At 45.6% G+C, this 12,904-nt stretch carries 11 protein-coding genes, 1 rRNA gene and 1 riboswitch; of the genes, 3 read left to right on the top strand and 9 right to left on the bottom strand.

From position 1 onward, the window contains the following. Positions 1-82 precede the first annotated feature (82 nt). From purB to BLV50_RS30200, 7 genes are all read right to left on the bottom strand, one after another. Positions 83-1,381 (bottom strand): adenylosuccinate lyase, encoded by a 1,299-nt coding sequence (gene purB / locus BLV50_RS30225; protein WP_090811727.1) that lies wholly within the window; start codon positions 1,379-1,381, stop codon positions 83-85. Next, positions 1,378-2,580 (bottom strand): 5-(carboxyamino)imidazole ribonucleotide synthase, encoded by a 1,203-nt coding sequence (gene purK, locus BLV50_RS30220; protein WP_090811725.1) that lies wholly within the window; start codon positions 2,578-2,580, stop codon positions 1,378-1,380. Before purK ends, purB begins: the two co-directional genes overlap by 4 nt. Continuing rightward, positions 2,577-3,062 carry a 5-(carboxyamino)imidazole ribonucleotide mutase gene (purE, locus tag BLV50_RS30215; RefSeq protein WP_063568218.1) on the bottom strand — a complete coding sequence of 162 codons (486 nt, stop codon included), beginning with the start codon at positions 3,060-3,062 and terminating at the stop codon, positions 2,577-2,579. Before purE ends, purK begins: the two co-directional genes overlap by 4 nt. Before the next feature lie 186 nt (positions 3,063-3,248). Continuing rightward, positions 3,249-3,350, bottom strand: a riboswitch (purine riboswitch). A 270-nt stretch (positions 3,351-3,620) separates the two neighbouring features. Next, positions 3,621-4,055: a universal stress protein gene (locus BLV50_RS30210; protein WP_024633549.1), complete on the bottom strand. Its 435-nt coding sequence runs from the start codon at positions 4,053-4,055 to the stop codon at positions 3,621-3,623. A 186-nt stretch (positions 4,056-4,241) separates the two neighbouring features. After that, positions 4,242-4,505, bottom strand: coding sequence for a DUF1294 domain-containing protein (locus BLV50_RS30205; RefSeq protein ID WP_063568208.1), 264 nt, complete (start codon positions 4,503-4,505; stop codon positions 4,242-4,244). Positions 4,506-4,634: 129 nt separating this feature from the next. Then, positions 4,635-4,772 (bottom strand): hypothetical protein, encoded by a 138-nt coding sequence (locus BLV50_RS33020; protein WP_162842470.1) that lies wholly within the window; start codon positions 4,770-4,772, stop codon positions 4,635-4,637. Positions 4,773-4,830: 58 nt separating this feature from the next. Next, on the bottom strand, positions 4,831-6,960 hold the full coding sequence (locus tag BLV50_RS30200; RefSeq protein ID WP_090811723.1) for a DNA topoisomerase III: 2,130 nt from the start codon (positions 6,958-6,960) through the stop codon (positions 4,831-4,833). A 383-nt stretch (positions 6,961-7,343) separates the two neighbouring features. Here BLV50_RS30200 and BLV50_RS30195 point away from each other — a divergent pair, with 383 nt between their 5' ends. Together BLV50_RS30195 and BLV50_RS30190 are read left to right on the top strand one after the other, a co-directional pair. Beyond that, the gene (locus BLV50_RS30195) at positions 7,344-9,278 is read left to right on the top strand and encodes an amidase family protein (RefSeq protein ID WP_090811721.1); all 1,935 of its coding nucleotides are present in this window, start codon (positions 7,344-7,346) and stop codon (positions 9,276-9,278) included. Positions 9,279-9,451: 173 nt separating this feature from the next. Then, the gene (locus BLV50_RS30190; protein WP_090811719.1) at positions 9,452-10,648 is read left to right on the top strand and encodes an S-layer homology domain-containing protein; all 1,197 of its coding nucleotides are present in this window, start codon (positions 9,452-9,454) and stop codon (positions 10,646-10,648) included. A gap of 111 nt (positions 10,649-10,759) precedes the next feature. On the opposite strand, the gene BLV50_RS30185 is transcribed toward BLV50_RS30190, so the two are convergent. Beyond that, positions 10,760-11,770: a ketoacyl-ACP synthase III gene (locus BLV50_RS30185; protein ID WP_090811717.1), complete on the bottom strand. Its 1,011-nt coding sequence runs from the start codon at positions 11,768-11,770 to the stop codon at positions 10,760-10,762. Between the two features lie 299 nt (positions 11,771-12,069). On the opposite strand from BLV50_RS30185, the gene BLV50_RS30180 reads away from it, so the two are divergent. After that, positions 12,070-12,624, top strand: coding sequence for an NADPH-dependent FMN reductase (locus tag BLV50_RS30180; RefSeq protein ID WP_090811715.1), 555 nt, complete (start codon positions 12,070-12,072; stop codon positions 12,622-12,624). A gap of 176 nt (positions 12,625-12,800) precedes the next feature. Here BLV50_RS30180 and rrf read toward each other — a convergent pair. After that, positions 12,801-12,904 (bottom strand): 5S ribosomal RNA (rrf, locus tag BLV50_RS30175); the annotation flags it as partial.

Here is a 12,904-nt window from a genome sequence, read left to right as displayed (position 1 = left end):
TTTTTCTGCCTTCTCCGTTCCAGCGTGAACACATAATTAACCTATACTTTTAGGGAGTGGAATAATTCAAAACCTTAATATATTAGTCGTTCAAACCAAGCTTTTTGAAGATGGTGTCTACGTGCTTCAGGTGCCACGATGGGTTGAACGCATCTGCGATTTCATCTTCGCTTAGCACTTCAGTAATTTCCGGTGTGGATTTCACGATATCCTGGAACTGGCGTTGTTCTTCCCATGCCTGCATGGCACGTGGTTGAACGGTATCGTACGCTTGCTCGCGGCTGAAACCTTTGTCGATCAACTTGGTCATCACTCGACCGGAGAATGGCACGCCGAAGGTGCGCTCCATATTACGTTTCATATTTTCAGGGAATACCGTCAGATTCTTCACGATGTTACCGAAACGGTTCAGCATGTAGTTAAGCAGCATCGTTGCATCCGGCAGAATGATACGCTCTACGGAAGAGTGTGAGATATCACGCTCGTGCCACAGTGTCACGTTCTCGTATGCCGATACCATATGTCCGCGAATGACGCGGGACAGACCGGAGATATTTTCACTACCGATTGGGTTACGTTTGTGCGGCATTGCCGAAGATCCTTTTTGACCCTTTGCAAATGCTTCTTCCACTTCACGGAATTCACTCTTTTGAAGCGCACGCACTTCTGTAGCGAACTTGTCCAAAGATGTTGCGATCAATGCCAGTGTAGCCATGTATTCTGCATGACGGTCACGTTGCAGCGTTTGAGTTGAGATCGGTGCAGGTTTCGTGCCCAGCTTCTCGCAGACAAACTCTTCAACAAATGGATCGATGTTTGCGTATGTGCCAACTGCTCCTGAGATTTTACCGTACTGTACGTTGTCTGCCGCGTGGCGGAAACGCTCCAGATTCCGTTTCATTTCTTCATGCCAGAGTGCCATTTTCAGACCAAACGTCGTTGGCTCCGCATGTACCCCATGTGTACGTCCCATCATTGGCGTGTGCTGATAAGTCTTCGCTTTGTCACGTAAAATTTCGATAAAGTTCACGATGTCACGTTCCAAGATTTCGTTTGCCTGACGCAGTACATATCCGAGAGCCGTATCAACGACATCCGTGGAAGTCAGTCCGTAGTGCACCCATTTCCGCTCTGCACCCAGACTTTCAGATACCGTACGTGTGAAGGCAATAACGTCATGACGTGTTTCCTGTTCAATCTCGTAAATGCGGTCGATGTCAAAAGAAGCGTTCTGACGAAGCAAGGCTGCTTCTTCCTTAGGAATGACTCCAAGCTCTGCCCAAGCTTCACATGCACAAATTTCAACTTCCAGCCATGACTTGAATTTGTTCTCCTCCGTCCAGATGGCTCTCATTTCGGGTCTGCTATAACGTTCGATCATAAATTTGTATTCCTCCAAAGATTAGTTTGTTCAATCCATTGTAATCCTTCTTCGACATCCTGACAGAGCAGATTGACATGCCCCATTTTTCGTCCTGTCTTCGCTTCGGTCTTACCATATATATGAAGCTTAGGAATTACACCGAGTTCCAACGCTTCCGCGTCAGCCTGACCCGTTCTGGCAATAATACCTTCCAGATGTTCTCCAAGCACATTGACCATAACAACCGGGCTTAATAATGAAGTATCTCCAAGCGGCAATCCGCAAATCGCACGAATATGCTGTTCAAATTGTGATGTGGCACAGGCCTCCATCGTATAGTGGCCGGAATTATGCGGCCTAGGGGCCAGCTCATTCACATACAGTCTTCCATCTGCCGCAACAAACAACTCCACTGCCAGCAATCCAACGGCTTGGATGGATTGAGCCACTGCTGCCGCCAACTTCTGCGCCTCAATCTGTATTTCGGTCGCCACTCTTGCTGGTACGATCGAAGCATGCAAAATGTTGTTCACATGAATGTTCTCCGCAGGCGGGAACGTCTTAATTTCCCCATTCGTGCTGCGTGCAACAACGACTGAAATCTCGCAATCAAACTTGATAAATTGCTCCAATACCAGTTCAGCACCGGTAGCTGCGAGTTCTTCATAGGCAGCTATCGCCTGATTTGTTTCTCGTATAACCCGCTGACCCTTGCCGTCATATCCGCCTGTCACTGTCTTCAGTACACAAGGAACACCAAGTTCACTCACGGCTGCCTTCATTGTGTCCTTGCTTGTAATTTCCCGGTAAGGGGCTACACGTACACCAGCCGCCTCAATGGCTCGTTTTTCACGCAAACGATGCTGGGTTGTGTACAATAACGCACTTCCTTGCGGTACATAGGATTCCCCTTCTAGGAGAGAAGCAACATCTGCGTCTACATTCTCAAACTCATAGGTGATTACATCACACTGCCGAGCCAGTTCGAGTGCAGCCTTTTCATCGTCATATCCCGCTTCAATCTGATCGGTAATTTGTCCACAAGGAGCATCTGCTGCCGGATCAAGTGTAACGAACCGATAACCCATCGCTGTTCCGGCAAGTGTCAGCATCCGTCCAAGCTGCCCGCCTCCTAAAACACCAATGGTTGTTTTTCCTGGGAGCAAGACACGTTCTGCTTTGCCTGCTGATCCGGGTTGTATTCTTGTACTATTCATATTTCGTCACTGCTTTCGAGCACTTCTTGTTTGATTCGCTCTCTGCGGGCTTCGCTGCGACGTTGGACATCCTGGTCAAAAGCACCGATGATCTGAGCCGCAAGCAATCCGGCATTCGTTGCACCTGCTTTGCCAATCGCTACCGTTGCGACGGGAATGCCACCAGGCATCTGAACAATGGACAGCAAGGAATCGAGACCATTTAGCGCCTTGGATTGCACGGGAACTCCAATGACCGGAAGCATCGTTTTGGAAGCGACCATACCGGGCAGATGAGCTGCCCCACCCGCACCCGCAATGATAACCTTGAATCCACGGTCAATCGCTTGCTCCGCATATTCAAACATCAAATCTGGTGTGCGATGCGCGGATACGACTTTTTTTTCATACCCAATCTCCAGCTCGTCCAGCACCTCACAAGCATACTTCATCGTTTCCCAATCCGACTTACTGCCCATAATTACAGCCACCTGTACTGACATGAATACATCCAACTCCCGTCTGAGCGTTTTGGTTTCATCCTGTTGCTTCTCGTTTATTGTGAAATGAAAAAATCCGCTACCCGCGAAAACATCACATTTTCTCCGGACACCGGACTCCAAGAAATACGTATCCCGCATTTGGGCATGCCAAAGGCAGGCTTGCTGTCCGCATCTGATTTCATGCGTCTCTCAGCCGTATCTCCTCGTAGTCCGGAAATTTACGGTTCCCGGGTAGATACTTCCGGGCCCTATTCCCGGCGTTATACGAGCAAATATCTATTTCAACAAATTAATTCAATAAAATTGAAAATTCCACATCTTTCGAACCTACTCGACCTTATATATAACTGATCGACACATCTAACATTCTAACAATCCCCTACAGCTAATGTCAACTTAAAGACGAACATTTAACATATTGACAAATTTAATGTTCGGAAATAACCGATCATTCGGAGATACTGCATCCCTTTTATTCCAAAAAAGAAAGCCGACCCCTCTTCAACCTATCGAAGACAGCCGGCTTTTCTCTATTATGTGTATACACACATTCTATAATTATTTCACGATAAGTACTGGAACCTGAGCATGCTGCACTACGTTGTGACTAACGCTGCCCAAGACAAATTCCCGAATTCCACCAAGACCACGACTACCAATAATGATGATATCCGATCCGTTCTCTTTGGCATAATCGAGAAGGACCTCGGCAGCAGCTCCTTGAATCAGATCCACGTTTGCTGTAACGCCAGCAGCCTGAATCCGCTCTTTCGCTTCATCCGTCGTTTGCACCGCCAGATTATAGTAGTCATTATTCAAAGAAGGTGGCAAAGGTGCCAATCCTTCCCCGATGAATACACGTGGAAAGTCAAAGGCATGAATAACATCCAAGACTGCACCCGGAGAAACTTTGGCTAACTCAATCGCACGATCAAGTGCTTTATTTGAAGCTTTCGAACCATCATAAGCAACTAGTATTTTGGAGAATAACATGTAAATCCCGTCCCTTCCTTTATATGTAGAACATTCGAAGCCAGCTTCGGTCTGACATAAAATCCAAGAACCATGTAACTCCTTAAACGTCCCCAGGTCAAAATGAACCATTTATAAGAAACATTTTACATAATCATTCTAGCCACTCACCTGGAGTACAGCAGATCCTAACCATTAAATTCTACCTTATTGCAGGAAATAACCATAAATTACCGCATTCAGGAATAACAACAACGGAATGCCGATCGTAAAACTGGGATGTTTGGTCTTGTGACGTTTACGATACATTGCAATCCATACCCCCAATGCCCCACCAATAAAGGCCAGCAGAAACAGCGTTCGTTCGGGTGTACGGTCTCGACGGCGCTGCGCACGTTTCTTGTCGTCCGACATGACCAGGTAACCTACGACATTGATAAATAAAAACCACAGTATCAATCCGGTTTGCATATAATTCTAGCGGTCCCCCTGTCCCGGGACATCTCCCTGTACCTCCATTATAGTCCTCTGAAGGAACATGATCAACGCGAGAAGGGAACCGCAAAGATATTTAGAAGCAATGAATCCCGAATACCTAACCTATGACTCCTGTTTAGGAATACCATTCAGGTTTGGTGCTCTTTTTGCTGCCTTTTCGGGACGTACAGAGATACTCTCTTCCTGAATGCTGTCTTTGTTCTGCTGATTATGAATCTTCTCTGGTTTGTTATGTGGCATCTGCGTATCACCTCCTAGGCTTACGTTGCCTGAAAAAGGAGAATCTTATACGACAGTCTTACTCTCCCTTTTTCTCCATGGCTGCCTTCAACAGTTCTCCCAAATTGGAACCGATCGACTCCTGTTTCGCATATTGTTTGACCAGCTTTTGCTGATCACGTTTGTTCACATGCTGTTTGTCTTTATCCAACGTTTCCGTTATGCCGCAAGGCAGACATTGCACGTACAAACCTGCCTTACCCTCTTTAATTTCCATCTTTTTGTGACACTGTGCACAGCGACGGTTGGATAATCGTTTCTCTGCCGAACGACGATATCCGCAATCCTCCGTTGGACACACGAGGAACTTGCCACGTTTGCCTTTCTTCTCCAGTAAGCGGGCATTACAATCCGGGCAGTGACTATTGGATACATTATGCGGCTTATACTCCGCTTTGCTTCCTTTTACTGTAGATACAAGCTCTTTCGCCATCGAACGGATGCTCTCCAGGAAAGGCTCAGGCTTCCCTTGTCCACGGGCGATTCGTTCCAGCTCAGCTTCCCAGCGAGCTGTTAACTCCGGTGAACGCAGCTGGGGAGCAGCCAGTTCAATCAGCTGTTTTCCTTTTCCCGTTGGATGCATGCTGTTCCCTTGACGATCAATGGTGTCGGAACTGACCAGCTTCTCGATAATATCCGCTCGTGTAGCCGGAGTGCCCAGTCCATGCTTCTCCATTTGGGAAAGCAGCGCTGCCTCTGTATACCGTTTGGGCGGCATCGTCCGTCCACTTTTGATATGACAACGTTGAACCGTCACGGACTGACCTTGCTGCACGTCTGGCAAAAGCGCACGATCATGGTCTGAGGAATCGTCAGCACGATCATCATCCTCATCGCTATAATCTCCGCCGTACACTTCCCGCCAGCCGCTTTCTTTCACCGTTGTGCCTTTCACATGAAAAGAATCGTTGCCCACCTGAACAGTGATCGCAACAGAATCGTACTTCGCAGCCGGATAGAACAAGCTGATAAAACGGCGTACGATCAGATCGTATAACTTACGTTCCTCTGGATTCAGCTGATTGAGGAGAACCGTCTGTTCTGTTGGAATGATCGCATGGTGATCCGTTACCCTGCTGTCATCCACGATACGTTTGGTGATATTCAGATTTTTGCGCAACAACGGACGAGCCAGAGACGCATAGGGGCCAATCGCTACACTATCCAGTCGTTCTTTCAGCGTTCCCGTCATATCCGATGTCAGGTAACGGCTGTCTGTACGTGGGTAGGTTACCAGCTTGTGCTGTTCATAAAGACGCTGCAGCACATTCGATGTTTGCTTGGCGGAAAAACCATATTTCCGGTTGGCATCCCGTTGTAATTCCGTCAGGTCATAAGCCAGCGGATGCGGCTCAACCTTTTCACTTTTTTTCACTTGGGCAATCGAACCCTTACGACCATCAATTCGTTTCTTCAATTCTTGTGTCTCTTGCGGATCAAAGATGCGTGAATCCCCACCTGCAGCGCGCCATACCGCCTGAAAACCTCCCAGATCGGCCGTTAACGTCTCATACTCTTGGGAACGGAATCCGTTGATCTCATTTTCCCTGTCCATAATCATGCCAAGTGTAGGGGTCTGTACCCGTCCAGCTGACAATTGTGCATTAAATCGAACCGTCAATGCACGCGTCACGTTAAGACCAATCATCCAATCTGCTTCTGCCCGGCAACGTGCCGATTCATAGAGACGATCAAACTGGCTGCCTGGCTTCAGTGATGCAAATCCATCCTTGATGGCCTTGTCCGTCTGGGATGATATCCACAGCCGTTTAAACGGCTTTTTCCACTGGGCCATTTGCATAATCCAGCGAGCCAGCAATTCACCCTCACGTGCTGCATCCGTTGCAATGACCAATTCACCAACATCCTGACGTTTCATCAGCTGCTGTACCGCTTTGTATTGATGGTTGGTCTCTTTGAGTACCTTCAGCTTGGTGCGATCAGGCAGAATCGGCAGATCCTCCAGATTCCAGGTTGCATACTTTTTGTCATAGTCCTCTGGTTCAGCCAATCCAACAAGATGCCCAAGCGCCCAGGTCACGATATATTTCGGGCCTTCCATATAGCTTTTATGTTTATCACGCGCTCCCATCACTCTGGCTATTTCTCGTGCCACAGATGGTTTTTCTGCGAGTACTAATGTTTTCAATCCATATCTTCCTTTCTTTGATAAACCTATGACTCTCTTGCTTCTATCGTAATTAAAAGAGTTCTTCTACTTCTATCTTTTCATTATATCATTTCATGGTATTGGTTTGCTTTGGCTTCACAAATAACGATTTATCCCATAAGATGCCTATCTTCCGGCTCTTATGTCATATTAGTTAACACAATATTCTTCGACATTTTTCTTCCGCGCATGGAATTAGGAGCATTTGGTAGGTTCTATAGCGGAAAAATAGTATGTATACGTTTTTTTGGATAAATATGAGTGTTGTAAGAATACCTTACATGTACTTAGAATGTGAAAAAAGCAACTATATCAGATTCGCCAACACACATCATTGATACACAGGAAGGGAGCGTGGATGCATGACTTATCATGGATCTGTATTGAAAAAAAGTGGGGCCTTGTTACTGGCCGGAGCGGTTGTTGTCACAACATGGGGAGGAACGGTTCCCTCAGCGTCAGCTGCAACGGCAACGCCTTCTAGCAAAACTACGGTTGCAGCCGTAACAGCTGGTAAGGTACCTGTCACAGCAGTAGCATTTGTTCAAGCCATGGAAGAAGCGGCTACACTTGCAGGTGTTCCTTTTTCCATGGACAAACTTTCCGGCACAACAGTACAGCGTAAAGATGCTGCTTTAGCTTTGCAAACCTGGCTGAAGCTGGAGTCCACTCCAGAATCGTTCAAGGATGTTCCGGATCAGGCGAGCTTTGCCGGTGCCGTTGGTGCGCTGAACACCGCGGGGTTGATGAAAGGATATACCGACGCCCTCTTCCTTCCTAATGCAGTACTTACCCAAAATGATGTCGCTATATTGAAAGACCGCATTTATAACTACATAAAACCATTTGTTCTGGAGGAAGCAACCATTACGGATCTCCAGGCTGCCATGACGCAAGGAAAGCTGACATCCAAAGAACTCGTGCAGAAGTACTTGGATCGCATTGAAAAATATGATGATCAGGGTGTGAGCATTAACGCAGTCCTGACGTTGAACCCGAATGCCCTCAAAATCGCTGAAACGTTGGACGAAGAACGTGCAGCTCAGGGTGCCCGCGGACCTTTACATGGTATTCCGGTTTTAGTTAAAGATAACTTCGATACCAACGATATGCCTACAACCGCAGGTTGTATCTGTCTGAAAGATTCCGTACCTGCTCACGATGCTGAACAAGTGAAGAAACTCAAAGCAGCCGGGGCCATTATTTTGGGCAAAACCAATCTGCATGAATTCGCATTCGGCATTACCACGTCCAGCTCACTGGGTGGACAAACACTGAATCCTTATGCGCTGGATCACTATCCAGGCGGGTCAAGTGGTGGTACGGGTGCCGCCATTGCCTCAAACTTTGCAGCTGCGGGCATGGGTACTGACACCGGCGGATCAATCCGTATCCCTTCCAGCTTCAACAGCCTTGTCGGTATTCGTCCAACAATCGGACTGTCCAGCCGTGAAGGAATCATCCCTCTTGCATTGACACAGGATGTCGGTGGTCCTATGGCTCGTACCGTAAGTGATGCCGCAATTATGCTGGATGCTACAGCCGGCTATGACAAAAATGATGTCGCTACAGCTTATGCTGTAGGCAAAATCCCTTCCAGCTACACAGACTTCCTGGATGTAAACGGTCTGAAAGGTGCACGGATCGGTGTGGCCACCGAACTCATTCCAAGCACCAAAGCTGAAGAAAAAGCCGTCGCTGACGTGATTAACAACGCAGTAGAAGAACTCAAAACGCTGGGAGCTACGGCAGTCCCGATCAGCATTCCAAACCTGGCGGAAATCAACAAATACCCAAGCTTGAGTGGATACGAGTTCAAATTCCAACTTAATGACTATCTGGAGTCTCTTGGTGACGAAGCCCCTTATCACAGCTTGTCCGAGATTATTGCTTCCGGACAGTTCGACAAGTCACAAGAACAGTCGATGAAGACTCGCGATGCACGGGAAACGTTGGAGACTGCCGAATATAAGGATATCGTCCTGAAACGTACCCAAATCACACGTGAGTCCTTGCTGAAAGTTATGGCCGACAACAACCTGGATGCCATCATCTATCCGACGTCCACGCAAGCCGCTGGTGTTATTGGCGAAGGACAAAACTCCGGTGGTAACAACCGATTGAGTCCATTCTCTGGCTTCCCGGCAATTACCGTACCTGCTGGATTTACAACTGAAGGTCTGCCGGTAGGTATGGAATTCCTGGGCCGCGCCTTTGATGAAGGAACTTTGATCAAGCTGGCTTACAGCTATGAGCAAGGGACTCATCACCGCCAAGCACCAAAGCTCACGCCATAAATCGTTCATGGGATTAAGAAAATTTTTAAACATAAACGTACACCTCATGGATTACATGAGTTGTACGTTTATTAAGTTTACTCAGTTATACAATTTAAAATTGATCTTACCATCATTTGTCGACTACAATAAATAGGATGTAATTCTAATTTTAAAAATCATAGGAGGTTCGAATGAGATATCCAAAGTGTAGTATTTTCATTATTATTCTGACACTCAGTTTATCACTGTTCACTACGTCACTAGCAAACGCAGCTTCAAGCTCAAGCAAATATGAATGGGCCAAACCATCTGTTGAATTTATGGCATCTCATAAGGTCATGCAGAACTTTAAGCAAGAAGAGAAGAATTTAAGCAAGAACGTATCAAAAGCAGAACTTACTCGTATGATTTACCTCTTATTCCAAGAGTTCCGGGTAGATAGCAGTAAAGATGTAGAAATCCCTGGTGTTCCTGCAACCAGTACATATTATCAAACTTTTAGAGACGTATACGGTAGTATCCCTAGCAATCCCTCAGGATTAATTGCAGCAGCAGATAAAATCAATTACAACAATGGGACATTTACATATCAACCTAGTAAGATCTTATCTCGCTGGGACTTATTAATTACACTAAATACTCTTTTTCCGGATATCGGTTACTCCGTCGATGAAATGTCAGAGAAAGAATCACTCACCAAACTGCAAACATTCAAGGATATTCACAAAAGATATTTTAATTCCTACGATACTTATGAAAAATGGAAATATGCTTACCAACCATTAGCACCCGAATTTGGCATTATTAAATCCAAAAATGAAAATCATTTAGGTTCCGACCTTGATTATGTAAAACGTGATGCTCTGCTCGGATTTTCCCAGCAGGGCGTGATGAAGCCCAATTCCAAAGGATACTTTTATCCAAATCAAAAGGTAACTTTAGCCGAAACGACAGTGATTCTACATCGGATTTATAAGTATTATGGCGGAACAGGTTATGTGCCAAAGCCATCCAAAGATGAAGATGTCACCAATGGAACAAGCTTGTTTTTGTACAAGGATGATGTATCAACAATGAGTACTTCAGATGATTTTGCTCTAGTTAATGCAGATCACGTTCCAACACTTTATCTCGCTTTGAGCGCTAAAGCACCTGTGGATCTGAAAGTAATAGTAAACGGAGAAGCTATGTTCTACACTTATGAGCGACTAAGTATTTTGGATGCGCCTATTATCATCCCGTTTGATGGAGCTTACTTCGCTGAGATCTTTCCAATACTGCGAAGTACTGGTGAATTGGTTCATGATGTTGAAAGCATACAGTTAACATACTATGTATCTGATAAACTTGTCGATTTCAATTCAATTGAACCTTTATCTTGGCAGTAACAATATGGGGTACAGCTCTTCTAGAGAGCTGTACCCCTTTTGTCTAGTAACTATAGCGATATTTAAAGCAAAGGACTCATACATTTTCGAGGACGGCACTGTATATATATTTTATCCCTCATTTGCTGAAGGACTGTCCGGTACACTCCATCTAAGCACAAGACCTGCGTAGGTCAGGCCGCCTCCAAAACCAAAAAGGGCTATTTGATGCCCGTTCTTTAATCTCCCTTCGTCTACTGCAAGCTGTAAAGCGAGCGGAATGGAAGCTGCCGAGGTATTTCCTCGGTACTCCACACTTGTTAAAGTACGTTCCAATGGAATAGGACCGCGTTCACACACCGCTTCAATCATTCTTAGATTCGCACTATGGGGTACAAACCAATCAATCTGCTCCGGTTTCATCTCTGCTTTGGCTATAAGCCCACTCAATTGTTCTGGAATCGTGCGTACTGCCCACTTATAGATCTCTCTGCCATTCTGGACAAGGCATCCCTCACCCTGCAGAGGTACACCATTCATCTCAGAAGAAAGACCACTCTTATAGAGATGAATACCGCCTTCTCCACTCGTACCTGAGATGGCTGCCATAAAGTCACCTTTTCCAGCAGCTCTTTCTACCAAAAAGGCTCCTGCCCCGTCGCCGAACAATACACATGTCGTACGGTCTGTATAATCGGTAATCTTGGACAACGTCTCTGCTCCAATAACCAACACTTTATGGTACATGCCACTGGTTACGAGACTATCAGCCAACTGCAATCCATACGTAAATCCTGCACATGCCGCATTCAAATCAAGTACTCCCGTATGTGGAATCTTGAGATTCGCCTGTACTCTAGATGCTGTGCTGGGAAATGAATATTCAGGTGTGCTGGTAGCAACCAAAATCATATCCACATCTTCTACGCTAACATTATAACGGCGCATCATATCTTCTACAGCCTTGGTGGCCAGGTCAGATACAAATTGATCATCAGCTGCGATGCGCCGTTCTCTCATCCCTGTACGCTGTACAATCCATTCATCACTCGTCTCGACGAGCTTCTCCAAATCAGCATTACTTAATATTCGATCCGGTACATACGTACCCATTGCGGTAATGGTTGACATTGATTGATTCATACCGGTAGTCACCTCGTTTGTTTTTTATCATTATAGCACTAAGTATTAGTACTTGGTACTAATTTTAAAAATATTTATTATGATTCATTCGTCAGTTGTTTATTTTAAGCGCTCTCTTCATCCTATTACCCAGAGTCATGCAAACTATCGCATGCATTTTTGATGAAGAATTGTGGATATCCTCTGAGTAACATGAAGAATGCCTTAATTAAATGCGTTTTCTATAGACAGTCCATTCCAACAGGAGGAAAATAAACAGATTGCCCTACATTACTAAGGAATAGAGATGATGTATACCCATGAAAAAAGAATTTAATATCCTTGCGATTTCCGGAAGCCTGCGTAATCAGTCCTCCAATACGTTACTAATGCATGCCATGATTAAGCTAGCTCCTCCTAACCTTAAGTTTGGAGTATATGGTGGATTAAATGATCTACCGCATTTTAACCCTAACCTCGATGTCGAGGAAGGTCCTGAGTCCGTGCAGAATTTTAGAGCCCAACTGAAGCATTCGGATGGAGTCCTTATCTGCACGCCCGAGTATGGAAACGGAGTTCCTGGGGTCTTAAAAAACGCATTAGATTGGATTGTATCTTCAGGAGAATGGCTCAATAAACCCACCGTTGCCATCGCTGCTTCTCCCAGCCCCATGGGCGGTGACAAAGCCCATGCTTCACTATTGCTGACGTTAAACATGATTAATGCTCAAGTCTTACATGAGGCCTCTCTAACCATTCCTCATATTACATTGAAGATGAATAAACAAGGAGTCATCCTTGATTCAGAAACACAGCATGCATTGGAGAACTCACTTTTAAGCCTAGGGGAGGCATGCAACCAAATGGTTAAATAGAAAGAACCTACTTAAATTAATCTGACTATAAAAGATTTAGCACATTCACATAAATTGAAATAAAAAAACAGCCCTGGATTTTCTCCGGGCTGTTACGGTTTATATTAGATACTTATTAAATACTTCGTATAAAACAAATAAAAACCACCACCGAATAACATCGGCAGTGGTTCTTTGCTTGGCGGCGTCCTACTCTCCCAGGACCCTGCGGTCCAAGTACCATCGGCGCTAGAGGGCTTAACGGTCGTGTTCGGGATGGGTACGTGTGGAACCCCTCCGC

It is taken from the genome of Paenibacillus sp. 276b (assembly GCF_900107875.1).
Classification (GTDB): Bacteria; Bacillota; Bacilli; order Paenibacillales; family Paenibacillaceae; genus Paenibacillus; species Paenibacillus marchantiae.
Note: the sequence above shows the minus strand (reverse complement) of the source record. Positions and strands in the feature narration are given on the sequence as shown.

Coding starts and splice junctions, on each gene's coding strand:
- purB (WP_090811727.1), bottom strand. CDS start 1,381: ATGATCGAACGTTATAGCAGACCCGAAATGAGAGCCATCTGGACGGAG.
- BLV50_RS30185 (WP_090811717.1), bottom strand. CDS start 11,770: ATGAATCAATCAATGTCAACCATTACCGCAATGGGTACGTATGTACCG.
- BLV50_RS33020 (WP_162842470.1), bottom strand. CDS start 4,772: ATGCCACATAACAAACCAGAGAAGATTCATAATCAGCAGAACAAAGAC.
- purK (WP_090811725.1), bottom strand. CDS start 2,580: ATGAATAGTACAAGAATACAACCCGGATCAGCAGGCAAAGCAGAACGT.
- BLV50_RS30180 (WP_090811715.1), top strand. CDS start 12,070: ATGAAAAAAGAATTTAATATCCTTGCGATTTCCGGAAGCCTGCGTAAT.
- purE (WP_063568218.1), bottom strand. CDS start 3,062: ATGTCAGTACAGGTGGCTGTAATTATGGGCAGTAAGTCGGATTGGGAA.
- BLV50_RS30190 (WP_090811719.1), top strand. CDS start 9,452: ATGAGATATCCAAAGTGTAGTATTTTCATTATTATTCTGACACTCAGT.
- BLV50_RS30205 (WP_063568208.1), bottom strand. CDS start 4,505: ATGCAAACCGGATTGATACTGTGGTTTTTATTTATCAATGTCGTAGGT.
- BLV50_RS30210 (WP_024633549.1), bottom strand. CDS start 4,055: ATGTTATTCTCCAAAATACTAGTTGCTTATGATGGTTCGAAAGCTTCA.
- BLV50_RS30195 (WP_090811721.1), top strand. CDS start 7,344: ATGACTTATCATGGATCTGTATTGAAAAAAAGTGGGGCCTTGTTACTG.